Annotated in this window: 15 protein-coding genes, 1 tRNA gene and 2 pseudogenes; 4 read left to right on the top strand and 14 right to left on the bottom strand. The window is 62.1% G+C overall.

Annotation, left to right across the window (positions count from 1 at the left end):
* Window positions 1-371: 371 nt before the first annotated feature.
* Together greA and FJ548_RS17975 are read right to left on the bottom strand one after the other, a co-directional pair.
* Window positions 372-851 (bottom strand): annotated as a pseudogene (greA, locus tag FJ548_RS17980) (transcription elongation factor GreA).
* A 234-nt stretch (window positions 852-1,085) separates the two neighbouring features.
* Complete coding sequence (locus FJ548_RS17975; RefSeq protein ID WP_181168827.1) at window positions 1,086-1,871, bottom strand: SDR family oxidoreductase; 786 nt, start codon at window positions 1,869-1,871, stop codon at window positions 1,086-1,088.
* Between the two features lie 454 nt (window positions 1,872-2,325).
* On the opposite strand from FJ548_RS17975, the gene FJ548_RS17970 reads away from it, so the two are divergent.
* On the top strand, window positions 2,326-2,556 hold the full coding sequence (locus FJ548_RS17970; protein ID WP_181168826.1) for a hypothetical protein: 231 nt from the start codon (window positions 2,326-2,328) through the stop codon (window positions 2,554-2,556).
* 781 nt (window positions 2,557-3,337) lie between these two features.
* Here the strand turns inward: FJ548_RS17970 and FJ548_RS17965 are convergent.
* Complete coding sequence (locus tag FJ548_RS17965; protein ID WP_140778565.1) at window positions 3,338-5,092, bottom strand: adenylate/guanylate cyclase domain-containing protein; 1,755 nt, start codon at window positions 5,090-5,092, stop codon at window positions 3,338-3,340.
* A gap of 182 nt (window positions 5,093-5,274) precedes the next feature.
* Between FJ548_RS17965 and FJ548_RS17960 the strand changes: the two are divergent.
* Window positions 5,275-5,517: pseudogene (locus tag FJ548_RS17960) on the top strand (transposase); the annotation flags it as partial.
* A 594-nt stretch (window positions 5,518-6,111) separates the two neighbouring features.
* Here FJ548_RS17960 and FJ548_RS17950 read toward each other — a convergent pair.
* From FJ548_RS17950 to FJ548_RS17930, 5 genes are all read right to left on the bottom strand, one after another.
* The gene (locus tag FJ548_RS17950; protein ID WP_140778564.1) at window positions 6,112-7,305 is read right to left on the bottom strand and encodes an IS91 family transposase; all 1,194 of its coding nucleotides are present in this window, start codon (window positions 7,303-7,305) and stop codon (window positions 6,112-6,114) included.
* Window positions 7,306-7,307: 2 nt separating this feature from the next.
* Window positions 7,308-8,216, bottom strand: coding sequence for a tyrosine-type recombinase/integrase (locus tag FJ548_RS17945; protein ID WP_140778563.1), 909 nt, complete (start codon window positions 8,214-8,216; stop codon window positions 7,308-7,310).
* Between the two features lie 660 nt (window positions 8,217-8,876).
* A complete protein-coding gene (locus tag FJ548_RS17940) occupies window positions 8,877-9,872 on the bottom strand; it encodes an integrase (RefSeq protein WP_348640944.1) in 996 nt (331 codons plus the stop codon).
* Between the two features lie 496 nt (window positions 9,873-10,368).
* Window positions 10,369-10,445, bottom strand: a tRNA-His gene (locus FJ548_RS17935).
* A gap of 344 nt (window positions 10,446-10,789) precedes the next feature.
* The gene (locus FJ548_RS17930) at window positions 10,790-11,248 is read right to left on the bottom strand and encodes a phasin (protein ID WP_140610286.1); all 459 of its coding nucleotides are present in this window, start codon (window positions 11,246-11,248) and stop codon (window positions 10,790-10,792) included.
* Window positions 11,249-11,497: 249 nt separating this feature from the next.
* Here FJ548_RS17930 and FJ548_RS17925 point away from each other — a divergent pair, with 249 nt between their 5' ends.
* A complete protein-coding gene (locus FJ548_RS17925; protein ID WP_140778561.1) occupies window positions 11,498-15,385 on the top strand; it encodes a PAS domain S-box protein in 3,888 nt (1,295 codons plus the stop codon).
* A 245-nt stretch (window positions 15,386-15,630) separates the two neighbouring features.
* Here the strand turns inward: FJ548_RS17925 and FJ548_RS17920 are convergent, their stop codons facing one another.
* Entirely contained in the window at window positions 15,631-17,601 is a 1,971-nt protein-coding gene (locus tag FJ548_RS17920; protein WP_140696631.1) for an acetoacetate--CoA ligase, read from the bottom strand.
* Between the two features lie 277 nt (window positions 17,602-17,878).
* Between FJ548_RS17920 and FJ548_RS17915 the strand changes: the two genes are divergently transcribed.
* The gene (locus FJ548_RS17915; protein ID WP_140696634.1) at window positions 17,879-19,729 is read left to right on the top strand and encodes an AsmA family protein; all 1,851 of its coding nucleotides are present in this window, start codon (window positions 17,879-17,881) and stop codon (window positions 19,727-19,729) included.
* Window positions 19,730-19,851: 122 nt separating this feature from the next.
* Here the strand turns inward: FJ548_RS17915 and FJ548_RS17910 are convergent, their stop codons facing one another.
* The 5 genes from FJ548_RS17910 to FJ548_RS17890 form a co-directional block, all read right to left on the bottom strand.
* Window positions 19,852-20,670: an ABC transporter permease subunit gene (locus FJ548_RS17910; RefSeq protein ID WP_140778560.1), complete on the bottom strand. Its 819-nt coding sequence runs from the start codon at window positions 20,668-20,670 to the stop codon at window positions 19,852-19,854.
* Window positions 20,667-21,635 carry an ABC transporter permease subunit gene (locus FJ548_RS17905; RefSeq protein WP_140778559.1) on the bottom strand — a complete coding sequence of 323 codons (969 nt, stop codon included), beginning with the start codon at window positions 21,633-21,635 and terminating at the stop codon, window positions 20,667-20,669. The genes FJ548_RS17910 and FJ548_RS17905 overlap by 4 nt, the downstream gene beginning before the upstream one ends.
* A gap of 10 nt (window positions 21,636-21,645) precedes the next feature.
* Entirely contained in the window at window positions 21,646-22,785 is a 1,140-nt protein-coding gene (locus FJ548_RS17900; protein ID WP_140778558.1) for an ABC transporter ATP-binding protein, read from the bottom strand.
* A gap of 75 nt (window positions 22,786-22,860) precedes the next feature.
* Window positions 22,861-23,958, bottom strand: coding sequence for a polyamine ABC transporter substrate-binding protein (locus FJ548_RS17895; protein ID WP_140778557.1), 1,098 nt, complete (start codon window positions 23,956-23,958; stop codon window positions 22,861-22,863).
* 325 nt (window positions 23,959-24,283) lie between these two features.
* Window positions 24,284-25,141, bottom strand: coding sequence for a DMT family transporter (locus FJ548_RS17890; protein WP_140778589.1), 858 nt, complete (start codon window positions 25,139-25,141; stop codon window positions 24,284-24,286).
* Window positions 25,142-25,166 lie beyond the last annotated feature (25 nt).

The following is a 25,166-nucleotide window of genomic DNA, read 5'->3' as shown; positions in this document are numbered from 1 at the left end:
CAGCGCCGCCTTGCGAGCGGGCGGCCCCGCTCTGCGCAGGCGGCATTCGCGGGGGAGAGATGGTCAAGACCATCTCTCCCCTCGTGTGAGGCTGTCGCCCTCTGTGGCAACGGCCTCTGCCGTATGGGATTTCGTTTGTACAGAGACGGCGGAGTGCCCTGCTTCCGTAGGGAAAACTGCAGCCGTAGGAGCGTCAGCATAGCGGCGCCGCAGGCGCGACGCGGGACCGACTGCAATGACGAGACCGGTTAAGAGGGTAGCCGAAGGAGCGTCAGCATAGCGCCGGCGAAGGCGGGACGCGGGGCCCACTACCCCCGGCGAGGAGTGCCGTTCGAATTGCGCGAGGTACTGCCTGCAACCTCGAGGTCAAACTAAGAAATGGACACGATCTCAAGTTGGCGGCGCCCTAGCTGGACAATCTCGCCAACTCCCTTGCCAATCACCGCGATGGCGACCGGTGAACCGTGCGATATGGAAGCTTGAGACGGTTGGCCTCATCCTCGCCCACGAAGCGGAAGGTTTGTGTGCGGCCATCGTCACGCTCGAAGGTAACGGTGTGACCGAAAGCGATCACTTCACCAGACGTCGGCCCCGGCATAAGCTGGGCGGTACGGACGCGCTCGGTATAATATCGCATATCTCGAACCGGGACCGCCGACTGCCGTCGCCTTTCGGTGACTTCTTCCAGCAAACTGGCAGCCTCGAAAGCCTGCTGAGCGCGAGCCAATTCGTCCTGCAGCATCTTGAGGCCTGCTTCCGTGACGAGGTTTATGCGGTCGGAGATAGGGAGGCGGAAGGATGGTTTCCGATGCAGCCTCGGCGCTTTCCTCCTCGGCAAACGCTACGCTCAATTCGTCGCTACTCCTTGTTGAATGCAGTTAGTAGTCGGATAGCCCACATCCGGCAATAAGCGGCAACAAACATACGATCGGCTTTATATGGCGCGAACGGCCGCATTGCGCCTTCATCCTGGCCGTTCACAGTGCAAGCTGAGCACCCTGTGAACGGACCGGCCGCTTCGGTGGGCTCGCGGCACGTCCACTTGGCTCTGGAGCTCAAGTGGGACAGAACGGGCCGCGCTGGCGTTAGCGATATCGAGACGCTAGTTCGGCCCCGCGACCGGCATCGAACAGGGCGCGATTTGCCTCCGCGACAGCGGAGAGCCTGCCCCCTTCCTCCAAGGCCGGAATGCAGACCGTGTCACCCTGCCGGAGGCCAGCCAAGGATGCCTTGACGACGTCGGCCGGCTCCATCACTGGCACATTGGGCCTGAGGACCGGCTTGCCGTCGATGTCATGGAATTCTGTCCTGACGACCGCGGGACAAAGCGCCTGGACGCGAATACCTTTGCCCTGGAGTTCAGCCGCCAGAAGCTCGCTGAAGGTGGTGACGAAGGCTTTCGTGGCGGCATAGACCGAGCGCTTCGGCATGAACGGGGAGTTCAGGCTTCCGCTGAAGCTGAGCAGTGAAGAGACATTGATAATAGCGCCTTCGCCGCGCGCAATCATCGCAGGAAGTGCCGCATGCGACAGACGCATGACCGCAGTTACCTGCACGGCAACCTCTTCCTGGGCGCGGTCGATCGAGAGGTCGACGAACGGCATGTAAGTCTGGAATCCGGCATTGTTGACGAGTAGCGATACGTCCCCGGCCCGGATCCGCTGCTCCACCGTGTCGAGGCCCTCCGGTAGCGCCAGATCGGCGACGATGATTTCCGCGGAGGCGCCGCAGGCCTTGATCTCGCGGGCTACCGACTCGAGCCGGTCGCGTCGGCGGGCGACGAGCACGATGGCGTAGCCGTCGCTGGCCAGGCGCTCGGCAAAAGCTTTGCCGATTCCGGAGGATGCTCCGGTAATGACAGCGATGCCCAAAGAACTCCCGGTGGAATTGGTCACCTCCGTCCTCCCAATGTTTCGTGCCGATGAATTAACCCTGAATGTCAACAATATCGCCTGCGATCGGTTTTGTACTAACCAAATCTCGTCCTGAGCTCAGAGCGGTGCTGCTCCCTTGAAGGCAAGATGCCGCTTTCTAGCGCGGGCATGCCGAAAGCGGATCGTTATCTTCAACGCGGTCGAGGGGCTGTGGGGGAAGCCTTTGTGCGGGCAGGCATTAGAAGCTCCTAAAATGGGAGGGATGTCCTCTATTAGAAGAGTCAACTCACCACATTTCCCGAGTGCACACGCGCGCCTGACAGCACACCCGATCACGCCAAAATCAATTGCGGAATTTCACACGCCTGTCGCACTGTCCGGGTTTCGTAGCTTTCGAGGAGGAAAGGCTATGTTGTACCCCGGTCAGTGCTTTGGGCCGTGCGAGATCGATATGCTCTCTCGCGTGTGCCGCATTTTATGCAACGAGAACGGCACTCCCCTTGAATCGCAGCAGGCCCAGCGCATCGCGTCCCACCTGCTCAAGCTGTTTATGAACGGCCTGATAACCGAGGAGGAACTGCTGGACGCCGAGAGGAACCGGGCTGGACGGCTAAAGCAGCCGCTCCAGCATCAGCTTCCGCACCAGAACATTGTGGCCGACAGCCAGCTGCACGTCGGCTAGGAAGTTGCCCAGCTCCCCGGCCGGTTGCGCCTGCCTTTTCACAGACGGAGGCGAAGCAATTGAGGCAGAGTTTGTGAACGCTGGAGCAGGCGTTGAAGCCAGCCAGTTCACAGCCGCTGTCCTGAACGAGGCAATTGAGGTTGGTGATGTCGGAGCTCAAGTTCCGCACCCCGTCGATCGAGAGCAAGGTAGCGCCCAAACTAAAGTCTGGATGGACGTCCGCTCAGCCTTCCCACTGTTGGCCACGCGGCGCGGTGGTGCCGCGGTGGCCGCCAAGACCGGCCGTAAGCGCCAAGGCTCCCCGTGCTATTTGCCTACGATCCAGTCCAGCAATCGGGGATCTACGATCGAAGAGCCGGTATATACCCGGACAAGTTCCTCAGCGTATTTTCGCCACTCGCACTCCGGGATGCCTTCTTCCAAGACCGATTTTTGAAAGGTCGTCCTCAGAATATCCGCATCGAGTGCTGACAGTCCGTGTTTCGCCATGTTTTCCCTCGGGCCCCACGAGGGCGAAAGTCATTCCTCGTGCGCGGCCGCACGACAGCAAAATCCCGTGCTGGCCTGTCAGTCGGCCCCGAAACGGACTTCCGCTGCAATGCCAGCTTTGCGCCCAACATCAGACATTGAAAAAGTTTTTCCTGGCGCTGGAAAGCAGACATTACCAAACTGCTTGGCGACAGGTGATCCGGACCGACAGAAGTTTGGCGACAGCTGCCAGATGTTAACGTGAACCGACAGTGTGACCGGAATATATGCGAGGATATTTCCGTGGGGCGACCTAACAGAATTTCCCGACCGAGACCGGAAAGTCGAGAGCCCGGAGACCGGCGGTGAATCGTTCTCGATCTGGCGCGGCAGCCAGCACGGCGGAATAGGCCCGCGCATATCCTGCGACATCATACCAGGAGGCTCTCTTGGCTTCGAACTCTCCGCGATGTTGGGAGGCCAAATCGCTTCGTCCGGCCTCTGCCAAGCATATTGCAAGCGTGAGATGATGGTAGGCGAGCGGCATATCGAGCAGCATGAAGTCTGCAATCGCGCCATCCGCGTCGCCCATGGCGCACCGTATCCAAAATCTGTTAGCCCTCAACACGGGCGGCAGGAGAGGCTCTACTTGGAACACTCGGTCTATCATACTGAGCCCGTCACCGTGCCTGCCGGCGTACCCAATTACCAAGCCTAAATCCATGGTGGTGTGGGCATTGTATGGATTCAAGGCCAAGGCGCTGCGCAAGTTTTGCTCTGCCTCAGTGTGGCGGCCAAGGCCAAGCAGAGCATTACCGACAAGCGCGTAAGTGAACGGATCATTTTCATTGAGTTCGACGGCTCGCCGCGTGTAACTCTCGGCGAGAAGGGCCAATTCGTGCACCGGCTCGCCCGAAAGCTGCATAAACATGTCCTCAGAGTAAAAAAAGGCCAAATTTGCATTGGCACCAGAGTGTCGCGGATCTAAGTCAATCGCCTTGGTAAGATTGTCCCGAGCTTCCGTCGATGCGTTGCGCCGAAACAATGCACGTGCTCGCAAGAAGTAGTCATGTGCAGAAAGACTGGCAGGCGATAATGACCTGCCGCCGCGTACGGCCGCGTCAGTTAGCTTCCATGATAGCTGCGCTGCAATGGAAGACACAATTTCATCTTGGACCGCGAAGATATCATTCAGATTGCGATCGAAGCGCTCGCTCCAGATCCGTTCACCACTGGCACAATCGATCAGTTGCGCCGACACGCGAACGCGATCCGCACTTCTTCGAACGTTTCCATCGAGCAGGTATCTCGCATGAAGTTCCTGTCCAACTGCCATTGGATTTGAGGTGCCATTCGTCGGGCGCGAAGCAAGGCGGATGGCAATTTGAAGGTGGCCGAACTTGGACATCGCCATCATGAGGTCTTCCGTCAGCCCTTCAGCGAAATAATCCTGCTCTGACGAGCCAGACATGTTGGCAAACGGCAAGATCGCAAAAACCAGACGATCTGAGGTCGCCGGAGACGATCGGATGACATCTGGATTTCCGACTTCCAATCCGGTGCGCACCGCAAAAACGCGCAAAGGCTGTTGGATGTTCTTGAGGCTCTTTTCGCCCAGATCTTCAAAGGCGGTCGTCACTTTGCCGCGGACTTGGGCGTGCGCAGATTGCGAAATCAGGATGCCGCCAGGTTGGGCAAGACTCTCGAGCCGGGCCGCGATGTTGACGCCTTCTCCAAAGAGGTCGTCGCCGTCAACAATCACATCGCCCACGTTCAGTCCGGCACGCGCAACGAGTTTTGGCAACACCTGACTACTTGCGTTGCCTTCGCTCATAGCGCGATGCATGGCTATGGCAAAGTTGACCGCGTTAACGGCACTGTTGAACTCGATCAACACACCATCGCCTAGATGCTTGAAGATGCGGCCTTTGAGCTGCGAGGCAAGAGGCTCAAGGACGGTCGATCGCCAATTGCGCACAGCGTCGATAGTGCCGACTTCGTCATTCTCCACTAGTCCACTGAAGCCCACGATATCCGCGGCGAGCACTGCGGCGAGACGACGTTCCACATCTAGCTTCCCGTATTGAATCGAAACTCACCTTATTCCTAATGTAGGGGATGTGAAGATGCGCGTCTGAACGGCTAGTTGCCAGTCGGTTATGGGCCTGATGGCCAGTCATTCCCACGGCCCAGTCCATTCACCAAAAGCGGACATCGCCAGTGGCAGGTCTCAGTATCTGCCCAACACTGGTCTCGAAGTCCGGCAACCCCAGGCTCCGGTCGACACTTGTCCAGGTTGCGTGGCTCTGGGTGCGCCATCAACCCAATTCCGCGCTCAGTCAGTGGTTCAGGGCGCGAGTCACCCAGAATGGTGGCCGCTATAAGAAGACGGCGATCATCGCCCTCGCTCGGAAACTGCTTGTTGCGCTGTGGAAATACGTGAACGCTGGAGTCGTCCTAGAAGGAGCTCTCCTGACGAAACCATCGGCGTAGACTGCCAATCGATTTTAACAATCTCCAGGACCGATCAGGCCTGGCAGATCCTCGGTAGACGAACCGACGAAACTCATGGCCTCAAACAGCCGCCGTTGAAGAATGGTTTCGTCTCTTGGGTCCGAATCCGCCGCAAGCGGGATCATGGAACAGGTGCATGCGCCCTGACCGAATATAAGGTGGACTGGGTTCGTTCGCGAACCGCGTCACGCAAACGGACTCATCGAACGGATCTACGGATTGCCTGGGAGGAACATGCAATGTCGACGTAATGCCGTTTGTAGTTGACCATTCCCATATAAGAGTTTCGGGCGCCGGCAGGCGTACGAAAGTCCCCGAGGAAGGAACCCGCGGGCCACAGACGATGGCTATGGGATTTCGGATTTCGGCCGATGTCGGCGATGGCGCAACCGCCGTCGGGAAGCCCTGGGGTGAATGCGGACAGACCGCTTCGTTGCGCCTGCGCGCGGTGTTGCCGGAACGGTGGGCGGCTGGGCGCGGCTCTGTCGGAGTCGATCATCACCATAGACGTATGTCGATCCGTTGCCAGAGGCTGAGTGCCCGCAGCTGAAGGCTGAACCATTCCATGCCGGGTCATGGCGTGCTGCTCCCGGTCGACCGGGAGCCGTGTGGCGGTCCGCGCGGCTGCCTCCATCGTTCGAACACCTCGATGACGATCATGCGGCCGCCACAGCAGGGGCATGGCGGGCGGAAGTTGTCCGGTTCGTCCGTGGTGTCATCGTCGGACGGTACGGCGACGTTGAGGAGTTCACGAGCAAGCGCGAGGCTGGCCTTGCGAGCAGAGCCGGCAAGCAGGCCGCAGTGCCGGATGCGGTGGAACCCCTTTGGCAACACGTGGAGCAGGAAGCGGCGGATGAACTCGTCGGTCGCGAGCGTCATGAGTTGCTGCCGGTCGGCGCTTTCGCGACGATAGTCCTTGTAGCGGAAGGTGACGCCACTCTCGTCGAGGCGGATGAGGCGGCTGTTCGAGATCGCGACCCGGTGCGTGTAGCGCGACAGGTAGGCGAGCACCGCTTCCGGGCCGGCGAAGGGCGCCTTGGCGTAGACCACCCAGCGCTTCTTTCGGACGGGAGCAAGGTGGCGCAGGAATGCCCGCCGTTCCGCGAGATGAGCAATTGCGCCGAAGAAGGCGAACCGGCCAGCGTCGTGCAGCGCGACCAACCGGGAGAGGAACAGGCGGCGGAACAGCTTGCCGAGCACGCGCACCGGCAACAGGAAGTCCGGACGCGACGATATCCACCGGCTTCCGCCCGGCGCGATGCCACCGCCCGGCACGATCATGTGCACGTGCGGATGGTGTGTCATCGCCGAGCCCCAGGTGTGGAGCACTGCGGTGATGCCGATGCGCGCGCCGAGATGCTTCGGATCGGCCGCGATCGTCAGCATCGTCTCCGACGCCGCCTTGAACAGCAGGTCGTAGACGAGCGCCTTGTTGTGGAAGGCGATGTCGGCGACCTCGGCGGGCAGCGTGAACACGACGTGGAAGTAGCCGACCGGCAAGAGGTCGGCCTCGCGATCGGCAAGCCATGTCCGCGCCGCCGCGCCCTGGCACTTCGGGCAGTGCCGGTTGCGGCAGGAGTTATAGGCGATGCGCCACTGGCCGCAGTCCTCGCAGGCCTCGACGTGACCGCCAAGGGCCGCGGTGCGGCAGTGCTCGATCGCCGACATGACCTTGAGCTGCTGCAGTGTCAGATGCCCTGCATGGGCGGCCCGGTAGGCGGGCCCGGCAGTACGGAAGATGTCGGCAACCTCAATCGAGGCGCGCACGCTCAGCCGTCGGGTGAGATCCCTTCCGGCTTGAAGAGGCCAAGCTTGTCGAGTGGGCTCGTGACGGTGCGCACCGTGCGGGTTGCAACCTTGGTGTAGAAGGCGGTGTTGTTGAGCTTGGCGTGCCCGAGCAGAACCTGGATGATCCGGATGTCGGTGCCGTCCTCCAGCAGGTGGGTGGCGAAGCTGTGACGCAGCGTGTGCGGCCCGACCCGCTTGGCGATGTCGGCCGCCTGCGCGGCCTCGACGACCACGCGATAGAGCTGGCGCGTGCTGATTGGCTTCATCGAATGCTGCCCCGGGAACAGCCAGCCGTCGCGATGCATCACCCCCTGCTGGCGTCCGACCTTCCACCACTGGCGCAGCAACAAGAGCAGGTCTTGCGACAGCATGGCGTTGCGGTATCGCCCGCCCTTGCCGCGCTCGACGCGCAGCAGCATGCGCTCGCTGTCAACGTCGGCGACCTTCAGCATCGACACCTCGGCAACGCGCAGACCAGCCCCATAGGCGACCGACAGTGCGGCCTGGTGCTTGAGACACGTGGTAGCGTTGAGCAGCCGGGCAACCTCGTCGCGGCTCAGCACCACAGGCAGCTTACGCGGGTGCGCCAGACGAACGAGCTTGCGCGCCAGATCGGGACGATCAACCGTATGCGTGAAGAAGAAGCGCAGCGCCGATACGATGCTGTTCATGGTCGGCACGGGAACGCCGTCCTCCTGCTGCTCGATCTGGAACCGGCGCAGGTCGTCGGTGGTCACTGTGTCTGGTGATCGCCCAAGGAATGTCGCCAGGCGTCCGATATCGCGGAGATAGTTGCGCTGCGTCTCTCGTGAGAAACGCCGCATGTTCATGTCGTCGATCAGTCGCTGGCGCAGTGGACTGATAGGTGCATCAAGAACTGGATGAGGCATGGTCAGGCTCCTTGTTAAAGAAGCCTGTGATGCTCTGCCCCTGCCGAACCCCGCTCAACGCAGGCGCAACGACCGGTTCTTGATCTCTACCTCAACCGCGGGCGCCCTCCCGCGCAGCGGGTTCGTTCTTCGGCCCCGTTGCCGTCATTCGGCGTGGTGGTTAGAGATTGTCTGGCCGGGCCACCATGCACTGCCATGACAGGACATTCTCAACCCCGGATTCCTAGACGAACAAGCCTCATTACACCCAAAGCAGCGAAGTCTGAACTGGTCGCCTGATGAGTGTCGGGAAAGGCGGTAGCGCTCTGAGGCTACCCTCTCTTCGCCGGTATGGTCAGCGATCTGTCCGAAATGTACGCCGCAGCCGCCGGTCGCCGCCCGACCAGAGGCACACCCTTCCCGTGCTGCTAAAAGTCCGCTTACTCAGACGATATGCTCTGTGCGCGGAGGACCAGAAGGGATGGACCGTGAAGCGGCGCTCGCCAACAGCGCGGCCGATCACGGTTGAGCGGATTGAGCGCGCGCTCGATCGCGTTGCCGAGATCATCGTCGCGCGAGGTGAGCAGGGTGAGGCATGGCTCCCGTTATACGATTATCTCGAACGCGCTCTGCAGGACTACCAGGCGAAGCAGGATCGGCTTGCGGCAGTGCGGCAGCGCGCTACACGATCGCGGGATCAAACGGCAGAACGATCTTCATGAGTTCTTCCTGCCACATCTTCATGTCACCGCCCTCGCCATATTTCGGCCGATCAATCGTATGGCCCATCAGCATGCGACGCAGTTCCTCATCCAGCCTGGCGTTCTTCATACGGTCTTCGAAGGAGTGCCGCAGCGAATAGACCGTGTGCTTGTCGGTCGGGAACAATCCGTGGGTCTCGAAGTGCTTGTTGAGCAGCGCTGACAAGGACGCCTCACGATCCTTGTAGCGCGGAAAGCCCTCCGGATGCTTCTTGAACACCTCAAGAGCGACACCGACCAGGGGCACCTTGCGCACCGATGAAGCGGTCTTGATCTCGCGCGGATCATTAGGGTCGTCACGTGGCTCGATCGAAATGTGGGGCACTTCATGATCGAGATGGATGACGCCGGAGTGGAGGTTGGCGAGTTCGCTTGGCCTGGCACCCGTTTCCGCAAAGGCAAGCACGATGCCGCGTGCCTCGTCATTGAGCGTCGCCAGCGCGCCAGGTGCGAATATCTTGTCGCGAATCCAGTCGGTTGGAAATGGAGGCCGAGAGCGCTTCGACTTGTCGCTGAATGACAGGTCGGCGAAGGGGTTCTTCTGCTCGGGAAAGCCGATATGCCGGTAGTAATCGGCGTATAGGGTCCGGAGGTTGCCCATATTTCGGTTGCCGGTCGACGCCGAGCGGTCTGCCCCTCCCTTCTCAGGCGCAATTCGGTCGAGCCAATATTTGTGGACCGTCCGCGCGTCATCGCGGCTGATCTCACCCATCGGCTTGTCGCCGACCAAGGCGATGAAGACGTCGACGCTCATTTGGCGTTTTGCCTTCCATCGTTTTCTCTGATCTGGACTTTTGGTGCGGATCTCGTCGCGAGCGATCTCGGTGAAGTGCAGTTGCAGCGCCTCCGATATCTTGTCGTCGGGAGGGGCTGCCGCACCACCGACCGCATCGAGCATTGGCGAGGTGTTAGGCATTCCAATCGTAGCCTCCACGCGCTGTAAGATCGTGTCGAGCGGTTCGGCAACTAAGATATCCGCGAGCGGCCGATAAACGAACCCCAACGCCTCCGCGCGTTTGATCGCTCGCTCGTATCGAATGCGTGCGGCCTGGGGATTGTCCCCCAGCATAAGAGAGGACCAAAGCGCGTTGTCGGCAGCCTCATGAAGATCGCGGGCGGTTCGCGCCTTCGACCGGTCGACAGTGTCCAGGGTCCGACGCACGAATTCACCACGCTCATCGAGAGCCCGGAGTTCCTTTGGGACGCGGCGGCAGTAGTGAAAGTGGCTGCCTCGTACCCTAAGAAAGCGGTCAGGGTCTTGCTCTTCGCGGCGTCTTCCCATGTCTTGAGCATACCATTTGTAGCACAATAGGTAGCACAATAGGTAGCACGAAAGTTCAAAACGGGGCAATCCCCTCGTGAAAATCAGACGGTTTTCTCAGCGAAATCAGATACTTATAGGGAGAGTGCGGTGGTACCGTTGGCTGGGATCGAACCAGCGACCTCCGGATCCACAATCCGGCGCTCTAACCAGCTGAGCTACAACGGCACACTTGCCTGAACAAATCTCTGCAGGAACCCCGTCCCACTTGATCCGCTCTGTCGTTCGGCGATGCGTCCTTACGGGCTTATGGATTTTAATTCAAGGCTTTTGCAAAGCAAAGACCACTTCCCCACAGCGGCACTACGTGCACAAGGCAAAGAAAAAGGCCGGCGGGAGGAGGTGCTGGCCTTTTCCTGTTACGAGCCAGCGGGAGGAGGTGCTGGCTGGTCACCCGGAGGTGGAGGGAGGAGGTTCCACCCGCCGGGTATTCGTTGATGGCTGCCATCATACGCTTGATCATATCCGGGGAAATGCGTCCTTTCGTTGCATTTTCCGATCAGGTGCAAATATTAGGCAGCCTTAATGTCCTTCACGGCCTTCTCGAAGGCGGTCTTGATCGGCTTGGAGACGTCCTCGGCCGCTTTGGAGGCGACGGCCTGGAAGTCCTTGGCCTGCTCGACGGTCATCTCGACGCGCTTGCGCAGGAAGGCGGTCTGCAGCTCGACGACTTCCGACAGCGACTTGGCGCCAATCAGGGCTTCGAGGTGCGAAAAGCCGGCTTCGGCGTTGGCGCGCAGCGCGGCGATGGTCTTGAGCGACAGGTCGCTCGAAACGGTCTTGGCGGTCTCGTAGGTCGACTCCAGGGCTTTCTGGGTCTCCTCGGCGCCGGTCTTGAGCTTGGCATAGGCCTCTTTCGACTGCTCAACGCCCTTTTCGGCGAAAGCGCGCATCTGGTCGGTGGCCTTGGAAGCGTCGAAGCTCGGGAATTCAACGTTTTCGATCGTCTCGGCGGTCTTGGTCCTGGACATTTTCCATCCTTTTTCAGCGGCAGCGGCTTTGACAGAAAGCCGTCTCGTTCATCTATGATGGCAATATAAAGGCATTTTTTGTGCATTGCAATATCTTTGTTGCACTGCACAAAAAGATTCTTTCGGCCGTTAACCAAAAGCCCAAATTCCAGCCTTTGCACGTTCTGGCTTGTGGACCTTCGCGCCACCGGCTTTTATTAACAAAGCGTTAACTGCAAATTCGCCGCTCCGTGAGGGTCCGCCAAGCGCATGCCGTCCGAATACTCCTTCCTCGACGTCGCCGTGCTCGACGCGGTCCGCGAGCGGTTTGCCGCCGGCGACGCGATCACTATTCTGTCGGTCGACCTGGAGCAGGTGATCTGGGCCAATGGCCCGGGCGCAGCCGTGTTCGGCTACCCCGAAATCGAGGCGATCATCGGCGCCTCGGCGCGGCTGCCGCTGATCGCCCGCCGCCAGGTGATGGCGACCAGCGGCTTTCCTGAGATCGGCAGCGATCGCGCCATCATGGTGCGGCTGGCAACCGGCATGACCAGCCGCGCCGTCGGCTTTCTTGCAAGTGCCGTGACGCTGCCCGATGACGAAAAGGCGATCATGCTGGTGGTGCCGGCGGGACAGACAGGCTCGCGAAGTGTTGCCGAGATCGCCAGCCGGGCGATCAGTGGCTTCACCGAAGACGGTCATTTCATCGCCTTCGTCGACGCCAAGGGCAATGTCGAGGCGGCCTCGGAAGGGTTTTCCGCGCTTGGCATCCAGCCCGCGACGCTGGCGGCCCTGGTGGCCGATGTGGCTGCCGAGGGCGACCGCATCGTCAAGCGCCTGGTTCCGGGCAGCAGGGCCTCCTACCCGGCAGGCCTTGCCCGGCTGACGCCGGAGCGGCATCTGCTGGTAGTGATCGACGAGGATCGGATCGAGGACGCCGACGTCGCAGACGGAACGCCGGCGCACGAGCCTTCCGACGCGGCGGCGGGTGCCCCCGCCGTGCAATCCCGGCCAGATCCGGACAAGGAGCCGGCGGCGGATCCACAGGCAGAAGCGGCCAGGCAGGAACCCACCTCTTCTGAAGCCGTCACCGAAGGCGCCCCGAAGCCGACCGACGTTGCGGGCCCGGCCGGACCGGTGGCGGCAAACAGCGACCAGCCGGCGACCGGCGGCACGTCTCCACAGCACGATCATTGGTACTTCCATGCGGGCGAGGACGATCATCGGCCCGAGTCCGCCACGCCGGCCCCGGAGACCGGGACCAGACAGGCCGTCGCCGGAGCTTCGGGGGAAAGGAACGGGCCGGACGGCGTCCTGGCCACCTTCCCTTCCGCCTCGACCGCAACCCCGGCCGCCCGCACGATAGGCCGTTCGGCGGTGCCGATGCGCTTCGTCTGGCGCACCGACGCCGAGGGCAGGTTCAGCGCGCTGTCGCCGGAATTCGCAGACATTGTCGGCAAGCCCGCCGCCGATGTGATCGGCCGGCGCTTCAGGGATGTCGCGGCGGCCTTCGGCCTCGACGCGTCGGGCGAGATCGCCGGCCTCCTGGAGCGGCGCGATACGTGGTCGGGCCGTTCCGTGCTGTGGCCAGTCGTCGGCACCGACATGAAGATCCCCGTCGATCTGGCGGCTTTGCCGGTCTATGGCCGCAGCCGCGCCTTCGAAGGCTTCCGCGGCTTCGGCGTTGCCCGTAGTGGCGACGCGGTCGTCGATCCGGAAGCGATCGGCATGGCGCTGGTGCCCAATGGCGAGACGCAGGCTGCGCCAGAACCGCCAGCCGCCGAACCTGCCGCCGAGGAACCGAAGGCCGAGGAGCCCAACGCGGCGGATCCGTTCAAGGGCGAGGTGCCGGCGCTGACCATCGTGCCAAAACCGGAGCGGCGCTTCGCCGACAAGGTCATCCGGCTGGCCGAACACCGGCAGCCAGCCAACGACAAGGGATTGTCGACGCTGGAGCGAAGCGCCTTCCGCGAGATCGGCGAACGGCTGAGGAAGGACAGTTCGCCGGCCGAGCCTCCGCAAGCGGAAAAGCCCGGCACGGATGAAGCGGCGGCCAAGGCGCCCGCTGAACCCCCGGCCGAAATAGCTAAGGTCCCGAAGCCGGAGGCCGAAGCGCCGGCCATGGCGGCAGGCGAGGTTGCGTCGACCCCCGATACAGAACCGGCCGAGCCATCGGAGACCGATGCCGGGGATCAAGAGGACTTGACACGGCTTGACGGTGCGCGGCCAGACGAAGCGACGGATCGGAAGCCCGCCAGCAGCTTGCCCGATCAAGCAGGCTCGCTGCTTGACTATGCCGGCCGGGGTCACGAAGCCGGCCCTGTCGCGGACAATAACGACCAGCCGCGGGTTTCCGACCCAGCGGCGGAACCAAGGACCGCCGAGCTTCTCGCGACCGGCGGCGAACCGATCATTGCCAAAGCCGATGCTGTCGACGATGACAGCATGACGGCGGCCGATTTTCGCGATGCCGAAGACAATGAGGATTGGGCCGACGGCGAGGAAGCCGCCTCGGCCGATGAGCGGGCCGTTGCGCCCGCCGATGCAACCGAAGGCGCAAGCGGCGCCGCCGAGAGCCCGGCTGAACGGCCACGCCTGCAGGTGCCGCCGCTCAAAGCCAGTGGGTTCTTGCCGTCCGCCTTTTCCGTCGGAGACGAAAGCAAGGCTCCGGATACCTTGTTGCTCGGCAAGCTGCCGGTGCCCCTGCTCATCCATTCGGGCGACCAGTTGCACTATGCCAACGAGGAATTCCTGAACCTGACCGGTTACGCCGCGCTCGAGGACCTTGAGGGTGCCGGCGGGCTGGGCGCGCTGTTTGCCGATCCCTATGCGGATGACGGCGCCTCGGACGGCAGCGACCATGCGCTGCGGCTTAGGACGCGCGACGGACACGAATTCCCGATCGACGCCATCCTGCGCTCGGTTCCCTGGTGCGACGGCAAGGCACTGATGCTGGTCGTACGCCGTTCCGGCGAGGACGAGGCGCCGGCGGCCCTGCACGTGGTCGGCGAGCAACAGACGCAGCCCGACATTTCCGAGCTCAAGGCACGCATCGCCGAGATGCGCACCATCATCGACACCGCCACCGACGGCGTCGTGCTGATCGGCAGCGACGGCACCATCCGCTCGATCAGCCGCCCGGCCGAGGCGCTGTTCGGCTTCGATAGCGACGAGGTGACCGGCAAGCCGTTCGCCTCGCTGTTTGCCATCGAAAGCCAGCGCGCGGCGCGCGACTATCTCAGCGGACTGTCCGAGCCCGGCGTGGCGAGCGTCCTGAACGACGGCCGCGAGGTGATCGGACGCGAAGCGCAGGGCCGCTTCATCCCGCTGTTCATGACCATCGGCCGGCTGCCCAACGACAGCGGCTTCTGTGCCGTCGTGCGCGACATCACGCAGTGGAAGCGGGCCGAAGAGGATCTCACCCAAGCGCGTGCGGTGGCCGAGCGCGCCTCCTCGCAAAAGACCGACTTCCTCGCCCGCATCAGCCACGAGATTCGCACGCCGCTCAACGCCATCATCGGCTTTTCAGAACTGATGGTCGACGAGAAGTTCGGGCCGGTCGCCAATGACCGCTACCGCGACTATCTGCGCGACATCAACCGCTCGGGCAACCATGTGCTTGATCTGGTCAACGACCTCCTGGATATCTCCAAGATCGAGGCCGGCCAGCAGGAGATGGCTTACGAGGCCGTTTCGCTCAACGACACGCTGGCCGAGACGGTGGCTATGATGCAGCCGCAGGCCAACCGCGAACGCGTCATCATCCGCTCCAGCTTCGCCTCGCGGCTGCCGGAAGTGGTGGCGGACCTGCGCAGCGTGCGCCAGATCGCGCTCAACATCCTGTCGAACGCCATCCGCTACACTCAGGCTGGCGGCCAGGTGATCGTCTCGACCGCCTACGAGACCTCGGGCGACGTCGTGATGCGGGTGCGCGACACCGGCATCGGCATGAGCCCGGCCGAGATCGAGCAGGCGCTGAAACCGTTCAAGCAGATCAATGCCCTGAAGCGTGGCCGCGGCGACGGCACCGGCCTTGGCCTGCCGCTGACCAAGGCGATGGTGGAAGCGAACCGCGCCCGCTTCACCATCAATTCGACGCCTGGCGAAGGCACGCTGGTGGAGGTCGCTTTCCCGTCGACCCGGGTGCTCGCGGAATAGCAACTCCAAAAGAAAAGGCGCCCTGGAGGACGCCTTAAGGATTGGATTGCTGTCACAACGGGGGCTTGAGCGAATTCAGATCCTCTGGGGCCGAGGAACGGGATTTCTCCCTCAAGTTAGGTGCGACTATCGGCGTCGGGCCTTAACAAGTCCTTACCGGCGCCGCGGAAAATTTACGAATGTGTACCACTCGTGAAATCTAGGTAAATTCGCGCGCCATATTTCATTAACCATGCCGGTTGGGCTCATTCGGCAAGCTGTGGCAGGTTCCTGAACAGTTCCAGCGCTTCCGGGTTGGCGAGCGCTTCCTTGTTCTTGATGGCGCGGCCATGCACCACGTCGCGCACGGCAAGTTCGGTGATCTTGCCCGACTTGGTGCGCGGAATGTCTGTGACGGCGACAATCCTGGCCGGGACATGGCGAGGGCTCGCGCCGCCGCGGATCTTGGCGCGGATGCGTTTTTCCAGGTCCTCGTCCAGCTGGACGCCGGCGGCCAGCCGCACGAACAGCACGACGCGCACGTCATTGTCGAAATCCTGGCCGATGCACAGCGCTTCCAGGATCTCCGGCATCTGCTCGACCTGGTTGTAGATCTCGGCCGTGCCGATGCGCACGCCGCCCGGATTGAGCGTGGCGTCGGAGCGGCCATGGATGATCATGCCACCATGAACAGTCCATTCGGCGAAATCGCCATGGCACCAGACATTGTCGAAGCGCTCGAAATAGGCCGCCTGGTACTTCTTGCCGTCGGGATCGTTCCAGAAGCCGATCGGCATGGACGGGAACGCCTTGGTGCAGACCAGTTCGCCCTTCTCCTGCCTGACCGGCTTGCCATCATCATTCCAGACGTCGACGGCAAGGCCAAGGCCGGGGCCCTGGATCTCGCCGGTCCAGACCGGCTGGGTCGGCACGCCGAGCACGAAGCAGGAGACGATGTCGGTGCCGCCGGAAACCGAAGCCAGATGCACGTCCTTCTTGATGCCGTCGTAGACGAAGCGGAAATCCTCGGGCGACAGCGGCGAACCGGTGGAGGAGATGCTGCGCGCGCTCGACAGGTCGTGGCTGCGGATCGGCTTGAGGCCGGCCTTGCGCACGGAATCGATGAATTTGGCCGAGGTGCCGAAAAAGGTCATCTTCTCGGCATCGGCGAAGTCGAACAGAACGTTGCCGTCGGGATAGAAGGGCGAACCGTCGTAAAGCAGCAGTGCGGCACCGGAGGCCAGCCCCGACACCAGCCAGTTCCACATCATCCAGCCGCAGGTGGTGAAATAGAAGAAGCGGTCGCTATCCAAGAGACCGGCATGCAGGCGGTGTTCCTTGACATGCTGGATCAGCGTGCCGCCGGCCGAATGGACGATGCATTTGGGAATGCCGGTGGTTCCCGATGAAAACAGGATGTAGAGCGGATGCGCGAATGGCAGCCGCTCGAAGGTGACGGCATTCGCGGCGAAGGGCGACAGCGCCTCTTCCATCGCCACGGCCTTGTCGATTGTATCAGCCACATCGGCCGAGGTGCCGAGATAGTCGACGAGCAGAACCTTGCGGACACTGCCAAGCTTGGCCGCGACCGCCGCGACCTTGTCGGCAACCTCGATCGCCTTGCCATTGTACCAGTAGCCGTCGGGCGCGATGAAGATCACAGGTTCGATCTGGCCGAAGCGGTCGAGCACGCCCTGCTCGCCAAAATCGGGGGAGCAGGATGACCACACCGCGCCGATCGAGGCCGCGGCCAGCATGGCGGCGACAGTTTCAGGCATGTTGGGCATCATCGCGGCGATGCGGTCGCCCTTCTTGACCTTGAGCGAGACGAAAAGCTGCTGCAGGCGCGAGACCAGGCCATGCAGTTCGTTCCATGACAGCCGCCGCTCGACCTTGTCCTCGCCGCGAAAGACGATCGCCTCGGCCGCGCCGGTCTTCTTCAAAAGGTTCTCGGCGAAATTCAGCGACGCATCGGGGAAGAAGGCGGCGCCGGGCATCCTGTCGCCATCGACGAGCACGCGCTCGCCCCCACCGGCGCCCTTGTCGCCTGTGACGTCGCAGAAGTCCCAGACCAGGCTCCAGAATGCCTCGCGATGCTCGATCGACCAGGCATGAAGGTCGGCATAGGAGGCGAATGCAGTGCCGGCTTTCGCCTCCGCGGCCTTCATGAAAGCAGTCAACGGCGAAGCGTCAATCTGGTCTTGCGTCGGGGTCCAGAGTGGTACTTCGGCAGCCATGATCGATCCTCCCAGGGTCGTCATCGCTTATGCATATCGCAGCGCAGCAGAGCAAGATTTTGTTCGGCTGATACCGCCAGGGTGTGCGCAAATGCCATCGCCGGGCCATAAAGACTTGAAATGCGTCAGCCCTAAGTCGTAGTGACGACTGGAAGTCGTAGTGCCGACAGCGAGTCGTAGTGCCGACAGCGAGTCGTGGTAGCGACAGAGAGTCGTGGTAACGACAGCGGTTATACCCGTCGGATGATTTTATCGGAATGGAAGCATACGGGGCGATATGCCATCATCCTTGATCCGCCGCGGAGTATGGGCGATCGGCGCTGCCGTGATCGTCATCGCTCTGGTGGTCGCCGCCCTGCCCCTGATCGCCTCGACGCGCATCGTGCGCGACCGCATCGCCTGGGAGATGAGCGCCTGGAGTGGATTCCGGGTTGCCATTGACGGCTCACCACGCATCGAGGTCTGGCCGAAATTCCGCGCGATCCTGACCGATGTGACGCTGTCAAAGTGGACGGACACCGACGCGCCGCCGGTCGTCGAGGCCGAACGGGTCGAGGTCGACCTCTCGGCCATGGCGGCGTTGCAGGGCGATGTGGCGTTCTCCACGGCGCGGCTGGTGCGGCCGACGATCCGGGTCCAGCGCACGGAAAACGGCCTGTTCCTGCCCACAGCACCGACCGGCGGCCGCATCGCACGCTCCATCGACACCGCCCGCGGCGTCGTCAATGCCAACCCCGCCAAGCCTGACCTCGATAAGCTGCCGGCCGATGCCTTCGGCACGGTCGAGTTCAGGGATGGGCGTATGGTGGCTTCGGTCAACGGCAAGGACGTGGAAATCCTGAGCAGCCTTAATGGCCAGGCCAGTTGGGCGGCGATGAACAGCAATGCGACACTGTCGGCAACCGGGATCTGGCGCGGCGAAAGCGTGACCGTGGATGCCGCTTCCCCGAAGCCGCTGGTGCTGTTTGCCGGCGGCACGGCGCCGCTCACCTTGTCTTTCAAGGCCGCGCCCGCCACCTTCTCCTTCGACGGCATGGCCAGCATGTCAGAGAATGGCTATTTCGACGGCCAGGTGAAGTTCGCAGCACCCTCGCTCCGCCGCGTACTGGAATGGTCGCAGACCGGCATCGCGCCAAGCGCGGCGATCGGCTCCGTCAGCATTTCGAGCAAGGTCACGGCGTCGGCCGGACGCGTCAAATTCGAAAACACCGCGCTGGCGCTGGACAACAACCCCGGTATGGGCGCGCTGGACCTGTCACTTGGCGATGCACAGCCGGTGATCTCCGGCACGCTCGCCTTCGACACGCTCGATCTCAGATCATTCCTGTCCGCCTTCACGCCGCTGGGGCCGGCGAGCGGAGCTGGACCTAGTGATGCCGACACAAGTTTTGCCGACCGGGTCAACCTCGATCTCAGGCTGTCGGCGGCGCATGCCACGGCGGGCGGCATCCAGCTTGCCGATGTGGCCGCCACCGCCCAGGTCAAGGATGGTCTTTCCGTCTTCGACATCTCCGATGCCTCGGCCTTTGGCGGCAACATCCAGAGCAGCCTTCGTTTCGACCGCAAGCCCGAAGGCACCCAGGTCGAGATCCGGCTGCTTGCTTCCGATGTCGATGGCGGCGCGTTCGGCACGGCGGCCGGGATGACCCGGCTGGTGCCGGTCGGCACGGGCACCGTTTCGGTCATCCTCAAGGGACCAGGCAGGACCTGGGATTCCATCTTCGAAAACGCCGACGGCTCGGTGACGGCGACCTTCGGCCCCGGCGCGCTCAGCAAATTCAACCTGCCGGCCTTTCTCAAGCATACCGAACAGGGCGGCTTCTTCGCGCTGGACGATGTCTCGGACGGAACGCTGCCGATCGACGGCGCCGAAGTGAAGGCAACCATTTCGAGAGGCGTGGCGAGGCTGGACAAGGCCGAGGCCAATTCGGCGAAATACAAGATCTGGCTGTCCGGAATCGCCTCCTATGCGGGGCGCGGGCTGGCGCTGTCCGGCGGCGTCATTCAGCCTGACCAGGCAGCGCAGAAGAACGGCCAGCAGGGGCCGAACCAGTCGTCCTTCTTCGTCGGCGGAACGTGGAGCACGCCGTTCATTTCACCGATAAGCCGTGGCGTCTCTGGCGAATAGGGCAATTCCACGAAAAGTGTGAAGCGGGTTTCCTGGAATTGTGTCAAAATAAAACAAAAAGTCGGAGCGGTTCGCTGTTTCCATGAAACGGTGAGCGGCTCCAGCTTCGGCTTCCGTCTCCCTCACCCGCGCTGCGCGGCCCGCTCGTCGAGCTGGCGCTGCACTTCACGCCGCTTGTTGGCGATCGAAGCGACGATGACACCGACCGCGACAACCGCGATCAGGATCGTGCAGGCGGCATTGATCTCCGGCGTCACGCCGAGGCGGACCTGGCTGTAGATCTTCATCGGCAGCGTGGTGGCGCCCGGCCCGGAGGTGAAGCTGGCGATAACCAGATCGTCGAGCGACAGCGTGAAGGCCAGCATCCAGCCGGAGACGATCGCCGGCATGATGACCGGCAGCGTGATCTGGAAGAAGGTCTTCGCCGGCGTGGCACCGAGATCCATCGCCGCCTCCTCCAGTGAACGGTCGAAAGAAACCAGGCGCGATTGCACAACGACCGCCACGAAGCACATTGTGAGCGTGATGTGAGCCAGCGTCACGGTGAAGAAGCCACGGTCGAGGCCGATGGCAACGAAGAGCAGCAGCAGAGACAGGCCGGTGATCACCTCCGGCATGACGAGCGGCGCAAAGACCATACCGGAAAACAGCACCCTGCCCCTGAACCGCGTGTAGCGCGTCAGGGTAAGTGCCGCCAGCGTGCCGAGCACGGTCGCCACCGTCGCCGAAATGACACCGACGCGCGCCGTCACCCAAGTGGCGTCCATCAGGCCCTGATTGTGGAACAGCGATACGTACCATTTGGTCGAGAAGCCGCCCCAGACGGTGACGAGCTTGGATTCGTTGAAGGAGAAGACGATGAGCAGCACGATCGGCAGGTACAGGAAAGCAAACCCCAGCACGATCGAGGTCACGTTGAAGCGGCTCCAGGTGGCGTTCATTTATCCTGCTCCTGGGCACGTGCCTGCGCTCGTTGAAAAAGCATGATCGGCACGGTCAGCAGCAACAGCAGGATGACGGCCACGGCCGAAGATACCGGCCAGTCACGGTTGGCGAAGAACTCGCTCCACAAGGTCTTGCCGATCATCAGCGTCTGCGACCCGCCGAGCAGATCGGGGATGACGAACTCGCCGACGGCCGGGATGAAGACCAGCAGGCAGCCGGCAATGACGCCGGGAAGCGACAGCGGGAAGGTTATCTTCCAGAAGGCTGATGTCGGCGGGCAGCCGAGATCCTTGGCCGCCTCGATCAGCGAATAGTCCATCTTTTCCAGCGACGAATAGAGCGGCAGCACCATGAACGGCAGATAGGAATAGACGATGCCGATGAAGATCGCCGTATAGGTATTGAGGATGACCAGCGGATGGTTGATGATGTGCAGCGACAAGAGCAGCTGGTTGAGCAGGCCTTCGGGCTTCAGGATGCCGATCCAGGCATAAACGCGGATCAGGAACGACGTCCAGAACGGCAGGATGACCAGCATCAGCAATGTCGGACGGATGGTAGCCGGCGCACGCGCCATGCCGTAGGCGATGGGGTAGCCGACCAGCAGCGTCAGCACGGTCGAAATGGCGGCGATGATCAGGCTGGTGACATAGGCCTTGAAATAGAGCGCGTCCTGCGTCAGCCAGACATAATTGTCGAAGTTCAGGTCACGGAACCCGGCGAAGAAGCCGGAGACGCCGTCGCTGAAGTCGAGCACGGGCGTATAGGGCGGCATGGCGATTGCCGTCTGCGACAGCGAAATCTTGAAGACGATGACGAAGGGGATCAGGAAAAAGAACAGCAGCCACAAATACGGAACGATGATGACGAGCCGGTTGACGAAACCGGCGGCCAGCCGTGCCCCGAACGGCTGGCCGCCGGTGGATGGCACGGCGGCATCGGTGACAGCGATGTTGGACATATCAGCCCCCTTACCGTGTCAGCACGACGCCGGCGTCGGGCCGGAAGGACACCCAGGCGCGGTCGTTCCAGGTTAGCGGATCCTCGCTCACGCGCGCCGCGTTCAAGGCACTTGCCCGCACGAGCTGCCCGTCATCCAGCCTGACGTGATAGACGGTCATGTCGCCGAGATAGGCGATGTCGTAGACTTCGCCCTCCAGTGCGTTGACGGCATCGGCCGGCCTCTTCGAAGACACCCTGATCTTCTCCGGCCTGACGGCGAAGATGATGTCGGCGCCTGTCGCGGCGGCGGCGCCATTCTCGACGACGATCTGGGCTCCGGTCGCGCCGGTGATGCGTGTTGTGTTGTCGGTGCGCTCGGCAACCTTGCCTTCGAACATGTTCACGTTGCCAACGAAATGCGCCACGAAGCGCGATGTCGGGGCCTCGTAAACCTCGGCCGGCGTCGCGATCTGCATCACTTCGCCCTTGTCCATGATGGCGATGCGGTCGGCCATGGTCATCGCTTCTTCCTGGTCGTGGGTGACGACCACGAAGGTCAGGCCAAGCTCCTGCTGCAGGTCCATCAGTTCGAACTGGGTTTCTTCGCGCAGCTTCTTGTCGAGCGCGCCGAGCGGCTCGTCGAGCAGCAGCACCTTCGGCCGCTTGGCGACCGAGCGGGCAAGCGCGACGCGCTGGCGCTGGCCTCCGGAGAGCTGGTGCGGCTTGCGCTTGGCGAACTGCTCGAGCTTGACCAGCTTCAGCATCTCGGCGACGCGCTTTTCGATATCGGGCTTTGGCATGCCCTCCTGCTTCAGGCCAAAGGCAATGTTGTTCTCCACTGTCATATGCGGGAACAGGGCATAGGACTGGAACATCATGTTGACCGGCCGGCGATAGGGCGGAATGCCGCGCAGATCCTGGCCATCGAGCAGGATGCGGCCGGCCGACGGTTCCTCGAAGCCGGCAAGCATCCTGAGCAGCGTCGACTTTCCGCAACCCGACGCGCCGAGCAGTGCAAAGAATTCGCGCTCGAAAATGGTCAGCGACAAATTGTTGACGGCGGTGAAATCACCGAACTTCTTGGTGACCTTGTCGAACTGGATGTATGGCTTGGCGTTCGGGTCGTTCCATGGCGCGAAATCCCTGCGGATGCTGCCAAGCGATTTCATTTCCAACTCCGTGCTTCAAAATTCCCCAAGGAAAGGCGACCCCGGCAATCGGCTGCCGGGGCCGTATCCCATGACTTACTGGCCGGTGACGATCTTGGTCCAAGTACGCGTGATGACGCGCTGGGTCTTGGGATCGTATGGCGAGACCGTATAGAGCTTCTGCAAGGTCGCCTCGTCCGGATAGACGGCCGGGTCGCTAAGCAGCGCCTTGTCGACGAATTGCTGCGACGCCTTGTTGCCGTTGGCATAGAGCACGGCGTTCGACGATTTGGCGATCACTTCCGGCGTCATCATGTAGTTGAGGAATTCATGCGCCTCGGCGACGTGCGGCGCATCGGCCGGGATCGCCATCTGGTCGAACCACATCTGGGCGCCTTCCTTCGGCACGGAATAGCCGATCTCCACGCCCTGCTTGGCATCGTTGGCGCGGTTGCGCGCCTGGAAGACGTCCCCAGACCAGCCGATGGCCAGGCAAATGTCGCCATTGGCCAAGGCATTGATGTACTCCGACGAGTGGAATTTCCTGATAAAGGGGCGGACCTTCATCAAGGCTTCCTCGGCCTTGGCGATGTCGTCGGGCGAGGTGCTGTTCGGGTCGAGGCCGACATATTTCAGCGCCGCCGGAATGACGTCGGCCGGAGAATCCAGCACGTAGACGCCACAGTCCTTCAGCTTGGCCAGGCTTTCGGGATTGAAGAACACATCCCAGCTGTCGATCTTGTCGGTGCCAAGCGCTGCCTGCACCTTCTTGATGTTGTAGCCGATGCCGACCGTGCCCCACATGTAATTGATCGAATACTCATTGCCAGGGTCGTATTTGGCGGTCCGTTCCGTAACAGTGTCCCACATATTGGAGAGGTTCGGCAGTTTCGACTTGTCGAGCTTCTGGAACACGCCGGCCTGGATCTGGCGGGCAAGGAAATTGCCGCTCGGCACGACGACGTCATAGCCGCTGCCGCCGGCAAGCAGTTTGGTTTCCAGGATCTCGTTGGAATCGAACGTGTCGTAAACGACCTTGATGCCGGTCTTCTTGGTGAAGTCGTCGATGATCGTCGGGTCGATATAGTCAGACCAGTTGAAGACATTGACGACGCGGTCCTCCGCATGTCCTGCAGGCGTCAGAAGCGCCAGAAATACCGAGGTCGCCGAAAGCCATAGCGCTTTGCGGATCATGCTATTCTCCTTTGGTGAGTGTTCCATCGCCGACTCGTCGCGGCGTGCGCGCGGCCGGGCATTTGCTTCAGACTATTGAGCTTTCCAGGGGACAACAAGCGCCAATCGGCGCGCCCGACGCGGCCCGGCAATCGTCCGGGACTGGAGGGAATGACGGTGCCGTCAGAAGCTTTCGCCGCCGCGCGGACAGAAATACAGAAATGTGGTCCGGTCTCGATCGGGTTGCCGGGGAGACTTGGCAAGATAGGCCTGTCTTGTTGTTGCCGTGTTCACAGCCTGCCCGGGCGGCAGCAACGTTGTCAATGGCAAAGCATCGGTGGCGGCATCAATTAGGCGACGGCACCCCGGTAACCCCTGCCCGCCGCGGCCGTGCCTGGCGCTTGAATTCAAGCCCGATATGGACAAGCAGTGCCGTGACCACCACCGCGCCGCCAATGATGGTACGTCCGGACGGCACTTCGGAATGGATGAGCCAGACCCATATCGGCCCAAGAATAGGCTCGAATGTGCCGAGCAGCGCCGCGATTGCCGCCGGGATCAGGCGCGCGCCGGTGGCGAAGAAGGCGAGGCCGATGCCGAGATTGACCACGCCGAAAAGGAAGAGAAAACCCATGTCACCGGGCGAGACCGAGAAGGTCGAGGCCTGCGAGGCGGCAAAGCCCGCGGCCAGGATCGTGCCGAGACAGGTCGCCGGCGTCATGCGCACACTGGAGAACCGCCTGGTAATGACGGTGGCGATCGAGAACATGAATGCGATCAGCAACGCCAGCCCGTCGCCTATGGGCGACACGGCGCCATCGAGCGATTCCGACACCATGATGGCGACGCCGGCGATGACGGCGGCGATCGCCACCCAGGTCACGACGCCAACCCGTTCGCGAAACAGAGCCCAGGCAAACAGCGCCGCCAGAAGCGGCACGCCGGCCTGCATCAAAAGGATGTTGGCGACGGTGGTGTAGGCGAGAGCCACGACGAAGGCGGTCGACGCGATGGCGAAGCAGAACCCGACCGCAAGACCGGGCAGGCCCATGTCGCGGAACGATTTCAGCATACCGCGCCGACCGTCACGCCAGACCATGAAGCAGAGCAGGAAGGCGGCGGCCCACATGGAGCGCCAGAACACCACCGTCCAGGTGTCGCCGGCAGTGATGAAGCGGGCGATTGTGCCGCCGAAACTCCACATGAGCGCCGACAGGAACACCAGCAGG

The sequence above is a fragment of the Mesorhizobium sp. B2-4-17 genome (genome assembly GCF_006441275.1).
Classification (GTDB): domain Bacteria; phylum Pseudomonadota; class Alphaproteobacteria; order Rhizobiales; family Rhizobiaceae; genus Mesorhizobium.
This window is presented reverse-complemented; position numbering and strand designations above follow the sequence as displayed.

Coding starts and splice junctions, on each gene's coding strand:
- FJ548_RS17930 (WP_140610286.1), bottom strand. CDS start 11,248: ATGTCCAGGACCAAGACCGCCGAGACGATCGAAAACGTTGAATTCCCG.
- FJ548_RS17915 (WP_140696634.1), top strand. CDS start 17,879: ATGCCATCATCCTTGATCCGCCGCGGAGTATGGGCGATCGGCGCTGCC.
- FJ548_RS17900 (WP_140778558.1), bottom strand. CDS start 22,785: ATGAAATCGCTTGGCAGCATCCGCAGGGATTTCGCGCCATGGAACGAC.
- FJ548_RS17895 (WP_140778557.1), bottom strand. CDS start 23,958: ATGATCCGCAAAGCGCTATGGCTTTCGGCGACCTCGGTATTTCTGGCG.
- FJ548_RS17925 (WP_140778561.1), top strand. CDS start 11,498: ATGCCGTCCGAATACTCCTTCCTCGACGTCGCCGTGCTCGACGCGGTC.
- FJ548_RS17940 (WP_348640944.1), bottom strand. CDS start 9,872: ATGCCTAACACCTCGCCAATGCTCGATGCGGTCGGTGGTGCGGCAGCC.
- FJ548_RS17910 (WP_140778560.1), bottom strand. CDS start 20,670: ATGAACGCCACCTGGAGCCGCTTCAACGTGACCTCGATCGTGCTGGGG.
- FJ548_RS17890 (WP_140778589.1), bottom strand. CDS start 25,141: ATGTGGAGTTTCGGCGGCACAATCGCCCGCTTCATCACTGCCGGCGAC.
- FJ548_RS17920 (WP_140696631.1), bottom strand. CDS start 17,601: ATGGCTGCCGAAGTACCACTCTGGACCCCGACGCAAGACCAGATTGAC.
- FJ548_RS17970 (WP_181168826.1), top strand. CDS start 2,326: ATGCTCTCTCGCGTGTGCCGCATTTTATGCAACGAGAACGGCACTCCC.
- FJ548_RS17945 (WP_140778563.1), bottom strand. CDS start 8,216: ATGCCTCATCCAGTTCTTGATGCACCTATCAGTCCACTGCGCCAGCGA.
- FJ548_RS17905 (WP_140778559.1), bottom strand. CDS start 21,635: ATGTCCAACATCGCTGTCACCGATGCCGCCGTGCCATCCACCGGCGGC.